Raw genomic sequence first — 19,152 nt, forward strand, 5'->3', positions numbered from 1 at the left:
TCTATTTTCAAGTATGCCGCAAAATTAGTGTTGTTTCAATCTGACCTGTATACAAAAAAGGCCGTTAGCGGCGGTGTGCCGGTAACGGTCTTCACGAAACTTTTTACAAAACCTTCTCGTAAACAAAGCAAACGTCGTCTGGATGGTAAACGCCAACGATTTGCCCGGCCTTGACGAACCCAAATTTTTCAATTAAATGTTGCATCTTGGCATTGTCCCGGTGCGTGTCGATCCGAATCGTTTCAGCATCTGGATGATTCTTTGCGATGTAGTCGAATAAGTCGCGGAACAATTGTGAGGCATACCCTTTTCCTTGGTGATGGGAGAAGATAGCTACCCGGTGGACTGTCACGTACTTATCGGTATCCTTTTGCCATTCACCCTGCAAGGTGTCGTAGGCGTGGTCTGGCGCTTCAATCACAGCGGCAACGCCCAACGTTTCGTGGTCATCACTGTTGTAAATCACTGCTCGGCCGTCTTCAATATCCCCCTTGATCACGTTGCGGTTAGGGTATTCGTTTTGCCATTGGTCGATCCCGGCGTCAGCGAGTTGCTTCTTGCCGTCTTCGATAATGTCACAAACTAGGTCTAATTCTTCAATCTTTGCTTTCCGTAAATACATGGTGGTCTCACCTCATCTTAAATTTTATCTTACATTGGTTGGTGCTTTGTGCGGGTGGGTAAACCAGTCTTTGTCAGCGCCTCCGGGACGGTGAAAATGAGATTGTGGTCAAATTCGTTCCCGCCGGCGGGCTCATGGTGCCCTGCTGTGGGGCCCGGTTCCGGCCTGAGAAACGGTCCTTCACCTCGCCTTGAAACCTCACCAAAACCGTGAGTTTCCAAGGACGTCCCGTGCTCTAAGTTGAGAAATCCACTCAACTAAGACCACCGACACAGCTGAACACCTTGGCCTGCCTCTGGTCACTAACATTGACCCTTCATTTTCACTGCCTCGGAACTGGCACTGGTGTTACGCATCCAAGCACAGTATTTCTCGAATTTCCGCTGCTCTCACGGCTAACGTGGGAGTAACCCCACAATCAAGAGCCGGAGTGCCTGGAGGCCGCAGGTGGCACCTTTAATACAATCTAAACCTGCAGGCTAGCTAACACTTGGGCGGCTAGTGCGTCGACGCGAGTCCAGTCTGAATCGTCTGGATCCTGGTCAATCTTGACTGAGTCGGCGACCTGTTCACCGTTGCTGGAATTCAGCTGGATAGTGAGGTAGTCGACGGCCCGGCCAAAGTGGATGTGCTTCTTCGAACTGGAACCCAGGACGGCAAACTTGGTTCGTGCCAAATCAACTTCTTTTAAATCCTCAAAGAAGTCCTGGGCCTCGTCCGGTAAGTCGCCGTCGTGGAAGGTATAGCTAATCACAATAATGGCATCGTTCGCCGCTAAATCAAAGGCGTTGGCCTGTGAAATCTCAGTAATCACGGTCTGTGCCCGGGACGCCAGTTGCGCTTGCACGTGGCCAGCAATGGCCCGGTTGCGACCAGATTGACTGGCAAATATAATCTGAATTGATGGTGTCATAAGTTAAATTTTCTCCTCAATCGATTTCAACTAGCCGCGTCCTAAAGCCCTTTAACGCCACTAGAAACTGCTAAGTATTATAGACCTTTTTGCCCCAATTCCCTAGCAAAAAGCAATCGTTCGCGTGAACTTTTTTCTGGGCCTGATGACGCTAATTTGACGCTAAGCCCCCGACTAATCCCGGTATTTCACAGGTTAAACCGCTCTCGCACCACACAGAAAAACGACACCACTAGCCGTGTCGTTCTCATCAATCTCTTATTAAAACGATAATTTTGTAAATTCATCCGGATCCATCACGTTCGGCACCCCAGCGACACCGAATCCGTTTAGCTGACGAAACTCCTGCCGAAATTGTTGGTAGCCAGGAAAGTCCGGGGTGAAATTGGCCGGCGTGATTTGCGGCAAAACCGCCTCGACCACGTCCTGGATTGCTGGTGACAATTCCCGTGCATCCGGGCGCAAACGCCCGCGGCTATCCACTTCACGGTGGGTGCCGTAGACCATGTCCCGAAATAACCGGTCAATGTGGTCGATGGGTTGTTCATGGCCGCCACGGTCCTGTTCGACCCGGTAGAGCGCCATGCAGTAGCGGGAAAATCCCGGAATCACCACGGACGCCTTGGTCGTCACGGAACGGTTGACGCTGACCAGCGCTTCCCCGCCCAGCGCTGCCAACTCGGCCTGTAAACGCCGCCCGCTGGCTTCAGCTGCCCGCTTGGCCTGGCCCAACGTGCCATCGTGATAGATGGGCGCTGTGACCCGGGGACCCTCGTAGGAATAGAGAATCGTTTTGAAATTGTCGGCCAGGACCCCGGCCGCCTGTAGCGCGTGGACCCAGAGTTCCCAGTCCTCACCGCCCATCACGTGGTTGGTCGCGGCGACTTCCGCTGCCGTCGCGGGTGCCAACGTGGTTTCGACAAGTTTTTCGTGTTCCAGGTCCAACGTGTAATCCGTGAGTGGCGCGCCCAACGGCTTGATGACGGAGCGCCAAGCCTCATCAGGATTCACCGGATTTTTTCGTTTGGGCGCAGCAATCGAGTAGACCAGGAGATCAATTTTGCCACCGAAATCGGCCTTGATGGCCTGAATGACTGCGCGCTTGGTTTCCGGTAAGAAGACGTCGGCGTTCAAATTTTCTGCCAACAAGCCTGCTTTTTCCGCTATCTGCTTGAAGAAAATCTGATTCCACCAACCGGCCGTTCCCAAAAAGTCCGACCGTGGTGGGCGTTCGTACCCGACGGACAGTGTCGCCGCGCCCATGCCAAACGCCGCCGTGAGCCGACTGGCTAGCCCATAGCTGGAGGAGCCACCCAAAATCAACGCGTGTTTGGCCCCCGCGTACGTCCCCTGTTTCGTAACCGTCGCAATCTGTTGGGCCATCATTTGTTGCAGCCCTAAAGGATTTACCGAACGCGCAACGTTACCTGCAATTTTTTCTGTGAGCGTCATCTGTGCCATGCCGTCGTCACCCTCCCGAGTATTTACCTATAAAGTACCACTTCTAGGGACGGTGCCGGTAGGAATTTGTCTTACCGCTTATTAATTTCACCCGCTTGACCAATTAGTTGTCACATTAGATTACGATTAGTGTATAATTAGAAAATAACTAATTTTTAAATTGATTCGTTGTGGAGGTTCATCCAATGCTCTTATCCAAATACTTCCGACTAGCTGGCAAACTTACCCTGGTCCTGTTGTTACTCATCCCCTGCGCCTCCGCCATTGAAATTGCCGTCTCCTACTTGCTCCAACTGATTACGGATTCCGTGACGGGCCACGGCAGCTTGGCCTATGGTATGTTATTTGCCATTGTCGTTAGCTACATTCTGGTAGATTCGCTGACCTACTTCGTTGAAGCCTACACGGAACAGGTCGTCTTGAACCGCATCATTTTCGGTGTTCGTAATCGCCTCATGCAACAATTTTTGCACCAAAATACCGGGGTCAGTCACGACCGCCAACAGCTGACGACCCATTACAATAATACGTTCACGACCACCGTTGACGTACTCCATAGCGATTACCTGCAGGGCAGCGTGAACGCCTACAAGCAAATTTGTCAGCTTGTGATTGCCCTGACATTATCCGTCCTGATTCAACCGGTTTTGAGTCTGATCATCGTGTTGCTGTGCCTTCCCGCGTTGGCCCTGCCCTTTCTCCAAAAGCGTCTCCTGGCAACCAACAAGCAACATATCTTAGCGGCCGGCGAACAATACACGCACCAACTCCAGGACCTGCTCAACGGGCTCCGGACCGCGCAACTCTTCCACCTGGAACGCCGATTGCTTCGCCGGTTTCAAACCAAGAACCAACAACTACTGGCAGCGCAAAACCGTGACCAGCTCAAGCGTAAACAAGTCGGTGGTCTCAGTCAGTTATTGGATAATGTGCTGTACCTGGGCACCTGGATTGTCGGCATCTATTTCGTCATGCACAAGGCCGTGACCCTGGGCCAGTTAGTCGCCTTTTCCCAATTGATGATTTTCATCGCGGAACCGATTCAATCCGCTTCGGGTTTGCTGGCCGATATCGTTGGTGGTCGCGAAGCTGCGAAGACGTTGGCTCCAGCATTGACTGAACAAACGATAGCAGCGCCGTCGAAAGCACCATCAGCCTTTCGGACCTTAGCCTACCAGGATGTCTCCCTACACTTGGCCGACCAGCCCATCTTGCAAAATGTCTCGCTAACCTTCGCGGCGGATCAACACGTGTTGGTCGTGGGCAAGAGCGGCAGTGGCAAATCAACCTTGCTCAACCTGCCGCTCAGTCCGCAAACGACCTTTACCGGGACGTTGTGGCTCAACGGTCAGGACCTCACCACGCTGGCGCCGGCAACCGTCTCCGCTCAGGTTGGCCTGTTGGAACAAAACAGCTACATTTTTAACGATACCATCCACCAGAATCTCACGCTCTACGACCCGCAAATTACCGACAACCAGGTGAACCGGGTACTGACAGCGGTGGGTCTGGACGCTTATGCCACAACCACTGGCCAACAACAGGTCGTCAGTGCGCAGGGCAACACGCTGTCCGGTGGCGAAAAGAAGCGGTTGGCCATGGCACGCCTCCTCCTGCATCCCCACGGACTCACCTTCTTCGATGAACCGCTGACCGGTCTGGATCCCCGCACGGCCCACGACATGGTCGGTTTACTGACACGACCAGCCACCGCCGCGTGGGTCACTATCACCCACCAGTATGACGCGCAATTATTTGCCTTCGCCGATGAAATCGTGATTGTCGACGCTGGTCGGATTGTCGCGCAGGGGCCCTTGCAGGCTGCTGCCATCCAAACCGGCCTAACGCAATTAGATTTAATTTAAAAAGACACCGCCCATCATCAAACCGCATAACTGGCTGATGGTGAGTGGTGTCTTCATTTTTAAAATCTAATCGGTAAATTCCGAATCCGCCAACAACTGGCGAACCTCATCCGTGGAGTGGGTCTCCATCATGGCATTCCGCAGGCTAGCGGCGTTGCGCTGGTTACGGACGTAAATCTTGAAGAACCGCTTGAGTGAGGGGAACCGCGACGTATCGAAGCGTTTTTCGAAGTCGTCGTACAGGTCGAGTTGATAGTTCAACAGGCCCAACAGCTCCTTGATGTCGTGTTCCTTGGGTTCCTTTTCAAAGGCGAATGGACTGGCAAAGATGCCCCGTCCAATCATGATACCATCGACGCCGGGATGTTCCTGGGCAATCTGGCAGCCTTGTTGGTAGGTTTCGATGTCCCCGTTGAGTTGTAACAGGGTGTCGGGAGCGACTTCATCGCGCAGCTTCACGATGTCGTCGATCAGCTCGAAGTGTGCCGGCACGCGGCTCATTTCCTTCTTGGTCCGCAGGTGAATCGTTAACAACGGAATGTCCTGTTGGAGCAGGAAGGTCAACCAGTCACGCCATTCATCCAGACGACTGTAGCCCAACCGCGTCTTCACACTAACGGGCAAGCCCGCCGTCTTGGTTGCCGCAATCACAGCGCCCGCGGTCTCAAAGTTGCGGATCAGATCACTCCCACCGTGGTTCTTGATCACGGTTGCGTCCGGACAACCCATGTTCAGGTCAATGGCCTCATAGCCGCGCTCCTTAACGTCAGTGGCGGCCCGTTCAAAGGCCTCCGGCTCATTGCCCCAAAGTTGGGCAACCGGCATGTGGGCCTCTTCTGGCGCCACGTAGAGCCGACCCTGAACGGTAAATTTGGCCTTGGGATGGGTCACACTGATAGCGTTGGTGAATTCCGTGAAGAATACGTCGGGCGCAGCGGCCTTAGCCACGACCCGCCGGAAGATGGCGTTGGTCACGGCTTCCATGGGTGCCAAGCTAAAGAACGGCCGGTTTTCGGCCTTGGCGCGGTCCGCAATAGTTTGCCAGTAAGATGAATCAGACACGATAAAGTCTCCTTAATGTAAGTAAATTTGATGTTTAGTCCGGTTTAGTGCAGTCCATACATTTTACCACGTTTAGCGGTGAAAGCTAGCAAAAAAGAGTTGCCCACAATGGACAACCCTGTTTTTAATCGGTCCCGACAGTCACATCGCCATCTGACGTGGTCAGTTTATACTGACTCGTGGCATTCGGATGTAACCAATAACCACTGTGCCGCGCGTGACCCTTGACCTTGATATCCCCCATATCAGCGTCTTTGACCACGACCTTGGCACCGGCCGTCTTGGCAATATGGGCGGTGATGTCCCCATCATCCGTCGACGCCGTTAACGTCTTAGTCAGCCGATTGTTTTGTAAATGCACATCGCCATCCGCCGTGGCTAAATGGCCGCCACCCAGCTTCGTTTCCGAAACCCGGACGTCCCCATCCGTGGCTGTCAGCTGGTTGTTCGTTGCGGCTAAGCGACTATCACTGATGCCGATGTCCCCGTCATCCGCCGTAACCTGTAGCCGATTGGCTTTGACTTGACTCGCCCAAACATCCCCATCGCTGGACGCTACCATCACGTCCTTTTGGACGGTCAAATTCATGAGACTGATGTCATCTGAACTCTTCACGTTCACCTGTTTGACGGTCAAGTCTCGTAGTGAAACGCCGCTGTTCTCCCGTTTGACGTCGATACTAGTCAGATGCTTATTCCGTGGCACCGTGATCAACACACCGCCATTACTGTAGTCATCATCGCTGAACCCAACGATTGTCTGACTCTTTTGCTTCGTGGTGCGTCCTCCCCGAACAGTCAGGGTCCCCTTGGAAACCGTTGCCGTTGGCCGCCCCTGGGTATTATCCAGGTAGCTGGCGGTTACCCGGTCGGTATTGCCGGCCTTGATGGTCACCGGCGCCTGGGCGTCCACCACAATTTTATCGTAAGCGCCGGGCTGATAAGACAGCTTGCTACGCCGAATGACCTGAAAGCTCCGCGAATCGTGGGACCACACGACCCCTTTGTCACCATGATTCCACCAGCCAATGCCGATTAAAATGGCCCCCAAGACCACTAAAACTAGCGCAATTTTTGTTGTGCGTTTCATAGTTTCCGCCCCCGTTCTGCCCGACTCCGTGGAATGAAGCGATGATAAATCTTCTGTGCCGTCCACGACAGAGCCCAAGCAACCTTACTCCCGATCCATTTCAAAATTAGCCAGCCAATCCAGCTTGCCCCCAACGCAAAGAACCCGATTCCTAGATAGAAAATTCCGGTCCAAGGCGCTTGGAAAATGGTGCTAACGCCCATGACCAGCCCCATGACGCCCACCGCAATGATGCTGAGGTAGACGGCTAGTGCGGCCACAAACAGGCTAAAGACGACTGCGGCAAACGCCAGAAAAAGCCCGCCAATCACAATTAAGATGGGAATGGTCACGGGCGTTGACAGTAGGGCCAAAATAATTAGCCAGACCGTCCGCACGTTGTTCTTCGTCGCCTGAACGGTCGAGCGTGACTGTGCGTGGTCGCCGGCCTGTTCCGTCATTTTAATGGAATAATCGGCGAGAACTTTGCGTGCCAACGACCGGGGTGACCCCAATTCGTCCACGGCCTGCTGGTAGGTCTCAATGCCGGCATCCAATAAGTATTCACGATAATATTCCACGACCTCCTGCTGCTCCGCCGTTGTTAACTGGCCGAGTAGCTTTTGCACGGTCTGAATGTACTCATTCATCTTGGTTGCCCCCTAATAACTTTGTGATTGCTTGATTGAAATCCTGCCACTCGGCCTGAATCTCGGTCAGCCGCTGCCGACCACTCGTCGTTAGCCGATAGTAGCGGCGATTGCGCCCCTGAAAGGGTTCGTCGTAGGTTTCCAGCCAGCCATTTTTCTTCAGCCGCCGGAGGACTGGGTACAGGGTCGATTCTGAAATGGGAATCAGCGCTCGGACCTCCTGCGTCAACGTGTAACCGTAATGATCCTCGCGTGTGAGTAGGCCCAGCACACTGCCGTCCAACAACTCTGTGGGTACTTGAATCGCCATGTGACTGCCTCCCTTGCAATACTATATGACATATAATATCAATTCACTAATAATATACGATAGTCGTTAGGAGTTGTCAAGAGTTTGGTGGGAAATGAGTGGATGTAAAAACGACCTCGGCGTTGGGCTGAGGTCGTTTTTGGGGCACGAGGATTGAAACGTCCTGATAAACGCTGACCAGTTTTTCCTAATAATTAGGAGTCAGTTTTTTTACCATACGATACGTACGCGTCTTTTTATCAAAATAGTTCTTTGCAGTAAAGGACTTACTCGACTTTTTATGAATTTTGTAAGTATATTTGCCACCTGTCGGAAGGTCTAGTTTCCCTCTTAGATAGTAATTTTTACCACTCTTTTTGTAAGAAACATGAAGTAACCCACTATCTCCAGCACTCGTATGGCCTTCAGACAAATACGTCTTGCCAAACTTGAAGAAACAATAGCCGCGATACCCCTTTTTTCCGGTGATAGCCGTTTGCGCTACTTTATGCCGTAAGAACTTGGGGAAGCCTTTGTGCCAGACCTTCTTGGGCAGTTTACGCGCAATGGTCCGGTGCTTGGTCGTCGTCCCAAGTTCGTATGATTCGCTGTACGTTCTGGTTACAGAAACCTGTTTGCTTCCCTTAGGCACTAACGTCAAATTAGCCCGATAACCACCGCCTAGGCCAGCATAACTGAGCTTCCAGCCTTTCTTATAACGCGTCGCACCAGCGGCAAAATGCTTATCCTTGGCAATTTTCAGCTTATCCATTCTGACAACTTTAAATAAGTTGTAGTGATTCGTTAACTTCACTGCCTGCTTCAAGCTCAGTTTCTTCACGCTGGCAGATGCCGTCTTGGTTCCGACGACCTGGGTCATCCCCACTAAGCCAATGCTTAATCCTAAAACGGCCAAACTGGCCATTAAAATCCGTTTCATATTTTTCACAACGCTTCCTCCATCTATGTACAACTAACTCAATATAGTCTCATCCGGAACTCTTCGTCCTATTAATCATACTAAACTCACAACAAGGTAGAGGGTAATGCGTTATCACTTACGGAATTACCGTTAGCTACACCGTAGTCTTCCCCAATCACTCCACATCACGTTCGTTGATATAACAAAATAAATAGCGTAATCCTTTGACTTCCCTCGTGGGCTTCGACATACTGGTGAAAACGATTGAAAACGGGGGATTTTTCATGACAAATCAAGCTTTGTTGATCATCGATTACACCAATGATTTTGTGGCGGACACCGGGACACTGACTTGTGGCCAACCGGGACAGCTCTTGGCACCGGCCATCACCAAACTCGCCGATGAAACGCACCAGGCTGGCGGTTGGGTACTCCTACCAACCGACGTCCATACGCCGAACGACCCCTACCATCCCGAAACCAAGCTCTTCCCACCCCACAACGTTCGCGACAGTTGGGGCCGTGAGTTATTTGGCGACGTGCAGACGTGGTTTGAACAAAATCAAGCCGCGGAAAACGTGTGGCAATTCGATAAGACCCGCTACAGTTCATTTGCTGGCACGGATCTCGACCTGCGTTTGCGCGAACGCCACGTGGATACCCTGATTCTTACGGGCGTTTGTACCGATATCTGCGTCCTGCATACTGCCGTGGATGCTTACAACCTCGGCTACCACCTCATCATCCCCGCCGATGCGGTGGCTAGCTTCGATCCTGCTGGCCATGCCTGGGCGTTGAACCATTTTAAAACGTGCTTGGGTGCGGAAATTATTTGAATTAATCACGTTAGCGTTATGAAACGGGCTACGACTCTCTGAAATAATGAATGTCGCAGCCCTCTTTCGTTACTTTTAATATTTCTAACATTCGCTCAACTGCTAGCCATAAAGAAAAACTATGTCCCTATATAGCTATTAGTTTACCGTACAAAGCACAATTTAGACGACCATACAGTAAGATACTTTGTCTGATGCGTTTCTTATAATTTTCCAATTTAAACTCCAGTTAACAGCATATGGCATCAAGCTCTATTCCACTTTTCACGGGTTTGTCTTTAAACAATCAAATTCATTCCATATGGAATTATTCGTTGAATTCAGCATTATTACACGCCACGTGCAGATTTGGCAACAACTTAAATAACAATCAAAATTTCACATACTTAGTTAGTCCAATACACATTTAATATTGTCGCGCAAATATTTTTGATGTATAATTACCTCTGTGACAAACATACATATATAGGAGGAACCATCATGGTTAAAGCTAGTCTGAGCAAACGACTACTCCGCAATGGGGCAGCCTTACTCGCTATCATCACAGTTGGTAGCAGTATCAGCATCCCATCAGTGACACCAGAACCACTCACTGCTAACGCCGCAATGAAAGCGGTACCGGCTAAGGACAGTAAGTCCTGGAAATCTTTCAGCCACAAAGTCCACTTTGTAAAAAAGGACTACAAAGTTTATCAAGACAACTGGCACGCGGTCTCATCTTCAAATAAGCTTTTCCACAAGGGTTATAAAGCAAATGGTAAGTATAAGTTGAGTAATGGTAGAACCTACTACCGTCTTTATAATTCGAAGAAAACCTACTTAGGTTATGTTAACGCAAAGGCTGTGGCTACCAATACAGCAAGTAAAGTTCTGAAGGTTCCTTACGTCAGTCAATACAAACCCGTGTTTGCTCCTTGGGGCTGTGCCTCAGCTGCAATGAGCATGTTGCTCCGTTACCGTGGTGTAAAAGTTAATTTACGTTATGCCCAAAATCATCTGCCAATGGTACCAACTAAAGGCGGTCAAAAAGGTAATGTTTACACAGGTGTCGGCTTCGGCCACGTCATCACTGCTGCTGCACTAACCAAGTACTCTCATCATTGGACTAAGCGGACTGCAAATATCTCCAAGGCTAGCGCCAATGATATCAAGATGTACGTTCAAGGTGGATATCCTGTCCTGTTTTATGGTTACTCATCCTATCAAAAGAACAATGACAAGAACCGTAATCATTGCAAGGTTATCGTCGGCTACAAGAATGGTAAATTCAAAGTCAATGATCCCTTATACTACAGTTCAACCGCTAAGGCCGGTACCGGTGGCAAAAATATGAAGTATGATCACGGTGCTATTAGTTGGGAATCAATTTCACACTTCAAGAAGGAATACGGCAAACACGCTATGACAATCTATTAACTCTATTCGGTATAATTCTATTTTGAATCTGGATAGAAATGATAGTGAATCTTAGTAAGATTACACAGTTCGATCAAACACGGCTAACCTGATTCTGAGGTTAGTCGCGTTTCGTCGTCTTTGAGATAAGTTTACAGACTAGCAGTCCTTGGTCTAGTGACTTCCTTCAACACAGACAAGCTATTCAAAAAAGCTCGACCTGGTCTTCTACTACGAACCCGGTACCCACGTCATCTGGCACGTGGCCATTTACTTGGGTAAGGGCAAAGTCATCGAAAGCTGGCCACCACGGATCATGGTCCAACCTATCAAGAACGGTCAACGCTCATACGTTGCCGGAATTGCTCGGGTCTTCCACTAAAAATTGAATTTAACGCACGACAGTTAAGCGACTAATCCGATTGGGGGTTAGTCGCTTTTGTTGTGGCGTTTCGTTGCTATTGGGGTGAGTGCATGGTAAGGTTCGAGTACAGTTAATTGCCGATATGTAAAAATATTTGGCCTCCTTTTACGGAGTTAACCCTTAGAACGACTAATTTGAATTCTGAGGTGATTTCCGTGAACCCCGACCCACCAATTACCAAAATCATTCAGCGCATCGAACATGATTACGCGCAACAACACCTTTCGCTTTACCTCCACAAGAAATCCACTGATTTTTTGCGCTCACGCGGTCTGCGTGCCAGAACCGTTCTTAGACTTACTGTCCGCCAACTCCCCAACAGTCATGATTACCGGGGGCCGTCTCTGCATCACTGGCTGACAGAATTTACCGTTTACGAATTTATCGAAAATATTTTAGACGGTGATTTAAACGGTGATATGTACGTTAAATTTGATCTATCACACACAACAAGCCAACTAGAATCCATCCACCCGCGTGAAAAGCCGTTGAATAACACTTGGACGCGATACTGACATTGGAGGCAAAAGAGATGGCACCTAAAATCATTGGTCAAACAATCTATTCATTCCCTAACCAAACCGTTACTTTCACAATTATTGAACTACAAGAAGTGGTCCTCATTAACGGTGAAAAAATTAAGAATACCCATCGCTACTGGGTTCCAGCCGGCGACAACCTCGCTAACGCTGAAAATTACGTCGAGCCCCTCACCAATCCTGAGGAGAACTTGGATGCAGACTACCAACTGTACCGGCAACAATTCAATCTGTTAATGCCACAAGAAATTCGTCAGGCACGAGAGGCACTTGGGCTATCCCGCGCGACAACAGCGTTACTCCTAAAACTTTCCGAGACACAATTTGCTGCCATTGAAGATGACGACCTTTTACAAACACGCAAGCAAGACGCAAAGCTACGCCTACTGAAGAACCCTCAAGAATTACGGACAAGCGTCACTCGTTACCAGAAAACAATTGAACGCCAAGCGACACGCTACCAGGTAGATCTCAGTGACCTCACCCGCCTGCTGTCGTCAAACGCATTATCCTAAAGAACAACGTCATTGAAAGTAGGCGATAGTATGAAAATCATTGATCACGTAACCGCCGCCGATGCTATGGGAAACAATCTAGCCTATACGGTCATTGAACTCACGGAAACAGATCAAATTGGAGGCGACCCTCTGAAAAATACGCACCGATACTGGGTGCCTGCCGGAAGCGATATTCACGATTCGGAGACCTACCTAGAGCCCTTAGATGCTGCTAACACTAATTTCACTTCTGACTATCAGCTCTATCGTGAAACATACGGTTTTCTCTTTCCAGCAGAAATCAAAGCCGCTCGCGAACAGTTAGGCCTAACTTTACGTGAAGCCGCCTTGATTCTTGCTATGAGTTTCGCGACTCTCTCCAACATTGAAAATAGTCTTCTTCTGCAATCTTTTGACCAGGAAATTAAGCTCCGTCTTCTGACTCAGCCAAATGACTTACGGAATCTCATCCGGCAACATCGGTCATTGATTCGTTCTCGAGCTCCTAAAAATGACGTCAACGCCGATAAGCTCTTTAGTAAGCTTAATTTAGCCATTGATTAGGCTCATCAGTCCCCGCCACATTGTCACAAATAGCCACACAAAATCGACGACTACAGAATCAAGTAGTCGTCGATTTTAGTATCAGTTGGTAACACGCTGTTACCTTTACTTTAGTTGAAAATTGAAATATCACGCAACGCCTGGCGCAGATTAAGCGCATCCTGAGGCAATGGCGCGGCAATGCTGAAACCAACTAAATCAGCTTGTGCGCTGATATCTTGCATCAACCGCACGACCTGCCGCAACGCCAATTTCCCCGTATCCGCATCAGCCGGTTCCGTGTAAGATTGGGCCGGTAAAATCGACCGGAAGTCCGCGGGTGTCAGGACATCCAAGTCAAAGTGAACCGCCACCTGGGTCAGGTGTTCCGCCGCTAACCAATCCATCACCGATTGGCTGTCACTGGCAATGTCCTCCGAAGTGGCGTGCCGAATGCCTAGCGACGTGACGGCCTGGTCCATGGGACGCAACGGCTCGTTTAGTCCCGCGTACATCAACTGACGTGGCAGGAGTGGTTGCTTCACGGTCAACGCTGGATCGCCCTGACCCAGCAAGTTGCCCGCCACCATTTCAGATAAGTGCGATGACGTGCTTGAGTCAGCGATGTCTGGGTGCACACCTAACCACAGCAGGCCGAGATGCTCGCCGTACTTGCCGCTCAAGTAATCCACCGGCGCCGCGGAAATAACGCTCCCACCACCGGCCGTAATCACGCGGTCGGGGTGCTTGGCAGCTAAAATTGCTTGCGTCTCCGCAATCTGTTGCAGGATAACCGGCTGATTCTCTCCACCGGCCGCAATTCCCTCAGCCAGTGGCACCTGAATTGTCTCTGCACCAGCGTCTGGCGGCAAAATCAACGACAACAACTGCCCACTCAGCCGATTATCGGCCGCACTAGCCCCCGGCCACTGCGGCAAAACCAACCGAATCGTTCGCTTCTTTTCCATGAAAAACGCCCACCCTTCCATTTGTGAAATGACTAACTATCCCTAGTCTATTTCACTTCGGTCGGATTAGCAAATACCTCCACGCAATACGATTTACGCCCACAGTGCGGGCAAACTAGTTTCCGGGCTCGCGGATTGTGTCCCGCCCAGAAGGCAGCCCAGAACCGCGGTTGAAAGGTCGTTTGGCAACGCGGACAAACGTACGCCACCGACCGCATATACCACCGCATCAACACCGTTGCCACAACAACGGCCAGGGCCATCGTGCCGCCGAAGACCCACCAATTACCCGATTGCCAAGAGTAAACCAGTCCAGCCACCTCAATGGCGTCCATCGCGAGCCCACCCGCAAGTAACCTGATGCGCACCTGTTTCAAAGACTGATGATTATTCATTAGCTGATCCATGTCCTGAATGGATTTGAGAGGCACGTTGGCCGTGTCAGCTAGACTCTTTTGCACGGCAACCACCGTTTTGAGCTGACTTGCCGCCTCGTCGCGGTCGTGCGTCAGCCGCTTGGTCTGTTCCGCCAGCAGTAGGGACAAGACTTCCTGCGCATTATCACTGGTCCGAATCTCCTGGATAGCGGCCAGCTTCAGGCCAAGGCTCTTCAAAAGTAAAATCAGCTTCAATTGTTCATAGTCGTCAGTCGTATAGATACGCCGGCCACCGTCAGAAATTTCTGTGGGTTTGAGCACGTTCTTCTGGTCATAATACTGCAGCGTCCGCACCGAAATGCCTGCTAATCGAGCCAATTCGCCCGTCGTGTATGTGATTGACATGGATCTCACCTCCTGAGTCTAGTTATAGCGGATGACGCCGCGTAACAAGCAATTCTTTTTTCTCAATTATACAGAAATAACCCGGGACATATCAATTCAACACGATATGTCCCGGGTTATATTTTTAGGATTCAGTTCTTGTGCTATTATTCCCCGGGTTATGTCCCAGTAAGAACGCCCGCATGGCAGTCATTCCAGCTTGTTTCAACAACTTAGGTGTCTGGGAAATTGCCTCCGCCACCGACATGGGTGACACCGTCGACGATAAGACCAGGTCCGCACCCGCTTCATACACGGCTGCTAAATCTGCGCCCAGGCTCCCGGCAATCAGGATGACTGGTTTCCCCTGAGCCTTGGCTAATTTCGTGATGCCGATTGGCGCTTTACCCATCAGGGATTGACCATCGATTTGGCCTTCACCACTGATGACCAAGTCCGCCGTTGCGAGCTTGTCTGATAGCTGAGTCAATCGCAAGATCTCCTGGATTCCAGGTTGGAGTTGGCCGCCTAAGAAGGCCAATAAGCCAAATCCAATCCCACCGGCCGCACCGGCACCCGGTTGTTGACTGAAATCCATTCCCGTTTGCCGCAAAACTAGGGTGTTCAGGCGTTGTAACCCAGTATCTAATTGCTGAACGACAGCTGGTGTTGCACCCTTCTGCGGTCCAAAGATAGCGGCGGCGCCTTCAGACCCTGTCAGCGGATTCTTAACATCCGTCAGTCCAATGATTTTGGTCTGGGCCAGTCGTGGATCAATTTGCTGGCAATCCAGCCGGACAATCTGCCCGACACCGGCGCCCTGGTGCACCACTTCGGCACCCTGGGCATCGTAAAAATGGGCGCCTAAGGCCTGGGCTAGTCCGACGCCACCATCGGTCGTGGCACTGCCGCCGAGTCCGACGTAGATGGTTTGTGCCCCGGCATCCAGGGCCGCCTCGATAACCTGACCAACGCCATAGCTGGTCGTTTTCAACGGATCAAGCTGACCAGCCACCTGCGTAATCCCCGCACCCTCAGCGACTTCTAAAACGGCGACGTGATTCGCCAACAGTCCCCAGTGGGCCTGCAGTAGCTGTCCGGATGGCCCGGTCACGTCGGCGGTCATGTGTTGGCCACCAACCGCCGTCAAAATACTAGCAACCGTGCCCTCGCCACCATCGGCAACGGGCACCTTAACCACTTCCGCCTGGGCATCGGCGGCCTGAATTCCTTCGGCTAAATAATCAGCCACTTCCAATGACGTCGCGCTTCCCTTAAAGGAATCCGCGGCGATAATAATTTTAGTCATCATCGACACTCCTCAAATAGATACCCCCAGTATACCGCAGTGGGAGACTGCCGGCCTTGAACCCTACGACGAATCGAATCGTGTGTCAGACTGATTCGTTGGGATTCACCCGTTTGGAGGATCAGTGCCAAGTCTTCTTCGGTGGGCGTTGCGGCCACGTGACCTGACACCGCCGTATCCCGGATGACCGTCAGCCGCTCTGTGGTGTTTAACGTTAGGTCGGCTCGTTGTGTTTGCCGATTTTCCAGGACCGCGGCGACGAACTCCTCCCCTACAATCACGGCGGCATAGTCGTGCGCTTCCAAGTCGGCGAGCATTTCAGTGACTGATGTATTGGCGGAAACTGGGTTCATCACCGCCCCAATCCTCCAGATGGCCTGCGCCAAAATGGGCATTAACCCCGAGTTAGGGAGACACACGTAAACCACGTCGCCGTGACCCACGTTCAGACCGCGCAGTTGGTCATCAAGCTGGTCAACATCGGCCGCCAGTTTCGCACCGGTATACCACCGGTTGCGAGGGCCATCCCTGAGTATTTTTTCGTTAGCGTTTGCTTTTAATTGGGTGGTTAAGTTGAGCGTCAATTTTGACATGAGCATCCGTTCCTTTCCAGAATAATTAAGATGTCTTTAGTTATAGCATTGGCCCCGCCATAACGTCCTGATTCTTTCTTAAAGGTAAACTGTGAATTTCTTAGATAGTCCTTTAACAATCGATTATCAAAAAAAATAGGTCACGCTTTATTAGCAGTCGGTTATGGTAGGATTTATAAAATTCACAGGATGTTCACACAATTTTCAGAATTTATTAACATGCCTAGTTTATATCAGGCGTATATTGTAAGTGTTACATAGATAATTTGGGGGAGATTGGTCTTAGTGACCAGTCCCCCCTTTTTTCGACAATTTTAGAAGGAGATGGCTCATTTGCAATTCAAACACCCCCGGATGGTAACGCTCGCCGTTGCTTCCCTGGCAATTCTGACGGTCGGCCTAGCCGGTTGTTCTACTACCAAGAACTCGACCTCATCAGCAGCGAGTTACAAGATCAAGAACAACAAGGCCGTGTTGACGACCGCCCAAATCAAGAAGAATTTGGACACGAAGATCATCACGACACGTCAAGACAGTCAGAAGAGTTTGACCGCAACCTATAAAGCAGCAGCGCAAAACAGCAAGTACACTCTGGACAGTCCCTACGTGAAGGTTAACCCGTACGAGACGTCCCCACTGTCCGCCCTGGTGACATTTACCACCAGCGACGCCGAAAAGGTCAGCTACACGGTCGTGGGTAAGACGGACAAGACGTCCATCACCAACACCGTTAACGGCGGCTACACCAAGACCCACCAGGTTCCCGTGGTTGGGCTGTACGCCGATTATAACAACACCGTTAAGATTACCGCTACCAACAAGGACGGTAAAACCAAGACTAAAACTTTAAAGATGCAAACGAGTGCCCTGCCAAAATATATCGAAGACGCAACGTTGACCACGAAAAACGTCGACAAGTCTAAGATGGAAATTGGCAAGAACAAGTTGACCATCATGAACCGGACCACCAAGCAACCCTTTGCGATTGACGCGGACGCTGCCGTGCGGTGGTACAGTACTGACTACTCCCAACACACGATTGAACAGTGGACGGGCGGTCACATCATGATGCTGTCCAAGAAGGACGTCAACTCAGACGTTTACAACGATTTAATTGAAACCGACTACTTGGGCCGGGTCTACAAGGAATACAGTTTCGCCAACAACACCAGTAGTTCCGACAGTGCCAGCGTCAGCAAGGCTGCGGCCAAGGCCAACACTGAAACTACGGTCATTCACCATGACCTGGTTGAGCTGCCAAATCACAACTTCCTGGCCACCGTTTCCGACGGATCTAAGTACAAGGAAGACACCATGATCGAGGTTTCCCACAAGACTGGGAAGATCGTTAAGGTCATCGATATGAAGAAATTGATGCCTAAGGCCATGTACACCAAATTTGCCAAGGGTGCCGATGGTAAGGTCGACTGGCTGCACCAAAACGCCGTGGACTACGACAAGAATGACAAGTCCATCGTTATTTCTAGTCGGAACCAAGATCTCATCATGAAGATGGATTACAAGACCAGCCATATCAAATGGATCTACTCCGGTAAGAAGAAATCCACGTGGCCCAAGGCTTACCGCAAGTACCTGTTGACGCCAAAGAAGGGCACCATCATCACCGGTGGCCAACACGGTATCTACCTGCTGAACAACGGCGGCAAGAACACGGCCAACAGCGAAGACTTCCTGCTGTACGACAACAACATCAACGTTACCAACGGGAATAAGCAGACTTCCGGGAAATACTCGCAGGCCGTTCAATACCACGTGGACGCCAAGAACATGACCATCAAGTCAACCTGGTCATGGGGTAAATCCCTGGGTAAGGCCAACTTCACCTACGTGATCGGTTACGCCGAACGCCAAGCCAACGGCAACACGCTGATTGACTTCGGGTTCAAGAACAACGGGGCCGCAAGTAACGTGATCGAAGTGACCAAGGACGGCAAGCAGGTCTTCAACGTGACGATGAAGAGTGCGGCGGCTAAGGCTTATGCTTACCGGGCCTACCGCGTCCCATTCTACAGCTCCAGCTACCAGTTCGACGCTACACGCTAATTGATTGTAGGCACTTCGCCTGCAGCGGTCAGGTCCGCCGAGCTGTGGGGCAACCCACTAGAGCCAAAATTCGGTCTCTAGTGGCGGTTAGACGCCTCACTCAAACCGTGAGTCGTCCAACACGACCCGTGGCGTAAGGCCGGAAAATCACCGGTCTAACGCCACTGTCACAGCACGACTCCCCTGACCGCCTCCGGCTACGCGCTGGCAACATTAGCTGAGGTCGAACTTGTACTTCACTTTAAATATTACGCAAAACACCCGTAAGAACAGCCGATTTGGCAGTTCTTACGGGTGTTTTTTCGTTTCAATTTTTATATAGCTCGCACCAAAACCTAAACCACTTAGCGTAACCACGGGTTAAATCCGT

The 19,152-nt window shown here is 50.7% G+C and carries 18 protein-coding genes and 1 pseudogene; 7 read left to right on the forward strand and 12 right to left on the reverse strand.

All coding sequences use genetic code 11. The features are described 5' to 3' along the window. Window positions 1–103 precede the first annotated feature (103 nt). The 3 genes from JUF13_RS03195 to JUF13_RS03205 form a co-directional block, all read right to left on the reverse strand. A complete protein-coding gene (locus tag JUF13_RS03195; protein ID WP_203637681.1) occupies window positions 104–622 on the reverse strand; it encodes a GNAT family N-acetyltransferase in 519 nt (172 codons plus the stop codon). Between the two features lie 466 nt (window positions 623–1,088). Next, window positions 1,089–1,535, reverse strand: coding sequence for a flavodoxin domain-containing protein (locus JUF13_RS03200; RefSeq protein ID WP_203637682.1), 447 nt, complete (start codon window positions 1,533–1,535; stop codon window positions 1,089–1,091). 261 nt (window positions 1,536–1,796) lie between these two features. Further along, the gene (locus tag JUF13_RS03205) at window positions 1,797–2,996 is read right to left on the reverse strand and encodes a trans-2-enoyl-CoA reductase family protein (RefSeq protein ID WP_225893644.1); all 1,200 of its coding nucleotides are present in this window, start codon (window positions 2,994–2,996) and stop codon (window positions 1,797–1,799) included. Window positions 2,997–3,181: 185 nt separating this feature from the next. Here JUF13_RS03205 and JUF13_RS03210 point away from each other — a divergent pair, with 185 nt between their 5' ends. Beyond that, complete coding sequence (locus JUF13_RS03210; protein WP_203637683.1) at window positions 3,182–4,861, forward strand: ATP-binding cassette domain-containing protein; 1,680 nt, start codon at window positions 3,182–3,184, stop codon at window positions 4,859–4,861. Window positions 4,862–4,927: 66 nt separating this feature from the next. Here the strand turns inward: JUF13_RS03210 and JUF13_RS03215 are convergent, their stop codons facing one another. From JUF13_RS03215 to JUF13_RS03235, 5 genes are all read right to left on the reverse strand, one after another. Next, entirely contained in the window at window positions 4,928–5,923 is a 996-nt protein-coding gene (locus JUF13_RS03215; protein ID WP_203637684.1) for a tRNA dihydrouridine synthase, read from the reverse strand. 124 nt (window positions 5,924–6,047) lie between these two features. Next, window positions 6,048–7,013, reverse strand: a complete 966-nt coding sequence (locus tag JUF13_RS03220) for a DUF4097 family beta strand repeat-containing protein (protein ID WP_203637685.1) — start codon at window positions 7,011–7,013, stop codon at window positions 6,048–6,050. Further along, on the reverse strand, window positions 7,010–7,642 hold the full coding sequence (locus JUF13_RS03225) for a DUF1700 domain-containing protein (protein WP_203637686.1): 633 nt from the start codon (window positions 7,640–7,642) through the stop codon (window positions 7,010–7,012). Before JUF13_RS03225 ends, JUF13_RS03220 begins: the two co-directional genes overlap by 4 nt. Next, a complete protein-coding gene (locus JUF13_RS03230; RefSeq protein WP_203637687.1) occupies window positions 7,635–7,952 on the reverse strand; it encodes a PadR family transcriptional regulator in 318 nt (105 codons plus the stop codon). The genes JUF13_RS03225 and JUF13_RS03230 overlap by 8 nt, the downstream gene beginning before the upstream one ends. Window positions 7,953–8,139: 187 nt before the next feature. Next, a complete protein-coding gene (locus JUF13_RS03235; RefSeq protein ID WP_203637688.1) occupies window positions 8,140–8,880 on the reverse strand; it encodes a hypothetical protein in 741 nt (246 codons plus the stop codon). Between the two features lie 257 nt (window positions 8,881–9,137). Between JUF13_RS03235 and JUF13_RS03240 the strand changes: the two genes are divergently transcribed. The 5 genes and pseudogenes from JUF13_RS03240 (at window position 9,138) to JUF13_RS03260 (ending at window position 13,108) form a co-directional block, all read left to right on the forward strand. Next, window positions 9,138–9,689 (forward strand): cysteine hydrolase family protein, encoded by a 552-nt coding sequence (locus JUF13_RS03240; RefSeq protein WP_203637689.1) that lies wholly within the window; start codon window positions 9,138–9,140, stop codon window positions 9,687–9,689. Between the two features lie 480 nt (window positions 9,690–10,169). After that, on the forward strand, window positions 10,170–11,105 hold the full coding sequence (locus JUF13_RS03245) for a C39 family peptidase (protein WP_225893643.1): 936 nt from the start codon (window positions 10,170–10,172) through the stop codon (window positions 11,103–11,105). 193 nt (window positions 11,106–11,298) lie between these two features. Then, window positions 11,299–11,466 (forward strand): annotated as a pseudogene (locus JUF13_RS03250) (peptidoglycan endopeptidase); the annotation flags it as partial. A gap of 574 nt (window positions 11,467–12,040) precedes the next feature. Continuing rightward, window positions 12,041–12,562, forward strand: coding sequence for a hypothetical protein (locus tag JUF13_RS03255; protein WP_203637690.1), 522 nt, complete (start codon window positions 12,041–12,043; stop codon window positions 12,560–12,562). 30 nt (window positions 12,563–12,592) lie between these two features. Next, window positions 12,593–13,108 (forward strand): helix-turn-helix domain-containing protein, encoded by a 516-nt coding sequence (locus tag JUF13_RS03260; protein WP_203637691.1) that lies wholly within the window; start codon window positions 12,593–12,595, stop codon window positions 13,106–13,108. Window positions 13,109–13,218: 110 nt separating this feature from the next. Here JUF13_RS03260 and JUF13_RS03265 read toward each other — a convergent pair whose 3' ends face one another. The 4 genes from JUF13_RS03265 to JUF13_RS03280 form a co-directional block, all read right to left on the reverse strand. Beyond that, on the reverse strand, window positions 13,219–14,055 hold the full coding sequence (locus JUF13_RS03265; protein WP_203637692.1) for an arginase family protein: 837 nt from the start codon (window positions 14,053–14,055) through the stop codon (window positions 13,219–13,221). A gap of 47 nt (window positions 14,056–14,102) precedes the next feature. After that, window positions 14,103–14,837: a MerR family transcriptional regulator gene (locus JUF13_RS03270; protein ID WP_203637693.1), complete on the reverse strand. Its 735-nt coding sequence runs from the start codon at window positions 14,835–14,837 to the stop codon at window positions 14,103–14,105. A gap of 124 nt (window positions 14,838–14,961) precedes the next feature. Next, a complete protein-coding gene (locus JUF13_RS03275; RefSeq protein WP_203637694.1) occupies window positions 14,962–16,125 on the reverse strand; it encodes a glycerate kinase in 1,164 nt (387 codons plus the stop codon). Further along, window positions 16,125–16,718, reverse strand: coding sequence for an AMP-binding protein (locus JUF13_RS03280; protein WP_203637695.1), 594 nt, complete (start codon window positions 16,716–16,718; stop codon window positions 16,125–16,127). Before JUF13_RS03280 ends, JUF13_RS03275 begins: the two co-directional genes overlap by 1 nt. A 324-nt stretch (window positions 16,719–17,042) precedes the next feature. Between JUF13_RS03280 and JUF13_RS03285 the strand changes: the two genes are divergently transcribed. Then, window positions 17,043–18,782 (forward strand): aryl-sulfate sulfotransferase, encoded by a 1,740-nt coding sequence (locus JUF13_RS03285; RefSeq protein WP_203637696.1) that lies wholly within the window; start codon window positions 17,043–17,045, stop codon window positions 18,780–18,782. The last annotated feature ends 370 nt before the right edge of the window (window positions 18,783–19,152 follow it).

Origin of the sequence: Levilactobacillus wangkuiensis (assembly GCF_016861605.1) — a bacterium.
Taxonomy (GTDB): domain Bacteria; phylum Bacillota; class Bacilli; order Lactobacillales; family Lactobacillaceae; genus Levilactobacillus; species Levilactobacillus wangkuiensis.

What these genes read in the sequence shown, in the direction of transcription:
- JUF13_RS03195 (WP_203637681.1), bottom strand. Translation starts at nt 622, where the DNA reads ATGTATTTACGGAAAGCAAAGATTGAAGAATTAGACCTAGTTTGTGAC.
- JUF13_RS03200 (WP_203637682.1), bottom strand. Translation starts at nt 1,535, where the DNA reads ATGACACCATCAATTCAGATTATATTTGCCAGTCAATCTGGTCGCAAC.
- JUF13_RS03205 (WP_225893644.1), bottom strand. Translation starts at nt 2,996, where the DNA reads ATGGCACAGATGACGCTCACAGAAAAAATTGCAGGTAACGTTGCGCGT.
- JUF13_RS03210 (WP_203637683.1), top strand. Translation starts at nt 3,182, where the DNA reads ATGCTCTTATCCAAATACTTCCGACTAGCTGGCAAACTTACCCTGGTC.
- JUF13_RS03220 (WP_203637685.1), bottom strand. Translation starts at nt 7,013, where the DNA reads ATGAAACGCACAACAAAAATTGCGCTAGTTTTAGTGGTCTTGGGGGCC.
- JUF13_RS03225 (WP_203637686.1), bottom strand. Translation starts at nt 7,642, where the DNA reads ATGAATGAGTACATTCAGACCGTGCAAAAGCTACTCGGCCAGTTAACA.
- JUF13_RS03230 (WP_203637687.1), bottom strand. Translation starts at nt 7,952, where the DNA reads ATGGCGATTCAAGTACCCACAGAGTTGTTGGACGGCAGTGTGCTGGGC.
- JUF13_RS03240 (WP_203637689.1), top strand. Translation starts at nt 9,138, where the DNA reads ATGACAAATCAAGCTTTGTTGATCATCGATTACACCAATGATTTTGTG.
- JUF13_RS03245 (WP_225893643.1), top strand. Translation starts at nt 10,170, where the DNA reads ATGGTTAAAGCTAGTCTGAGCAAACGACTACTCCGCAATGGGGCAGCC.
- JUF13_RS03255 (WP_203637690.1), top strand. Translation starts at nt 12,041, where the DNA reads ATGGCACCTAAAATCATTGGTCAAACAATCTATTCATTCCCTAACCAA.
- JUF13_RS03260 (WP_203637691.1), top strand. Translation starts at nt 12,593, where the DNA reads ATGAAAATCATTGATCACGTAACCGCCGCCGATGCTATGGGAAACAAT.
- JUF13_RS03265 (WP_203637692.1), bottom strand. Translation starts at nt 14,055, where the DNA reads ATGGAAAAGAAGCGAACGATTCGGTTGGTTTTGCCGCAGTGGCCGGGG.
- JUF13_RS03270 (WP_203637693.1), bottom strand. Translation starts at nt 14,837, where the DNA reads ATGTCAATCACATACACGACGGGCGAATTGGCTCGATTAGCAGGCATT.
- JUF13_RS03275 (WP_203637694.1), bottom strand. Translation starts at nt 16,125, where the DNA reads ATGACTAAAATTATTATCGCCGCGGATTCCTTTAAGGGAAGCGCGACG.
- JUF13_RS03280 (WP_203637695.1), bottom strand. Translation starts at nt 16,718, where the DNA reads ATGTCAAAATTGACGCTCAACTTAACCACCCAATTAAAAGCAAACGCT.
- JUF13_RS03285 (WP_203637696.1), top strand. Translation starts at nt 17,043, where the DNA reads ATGGCTCATTTGCAATTCAAACACCCCCGGATGGTAACGCTCGCCGTT.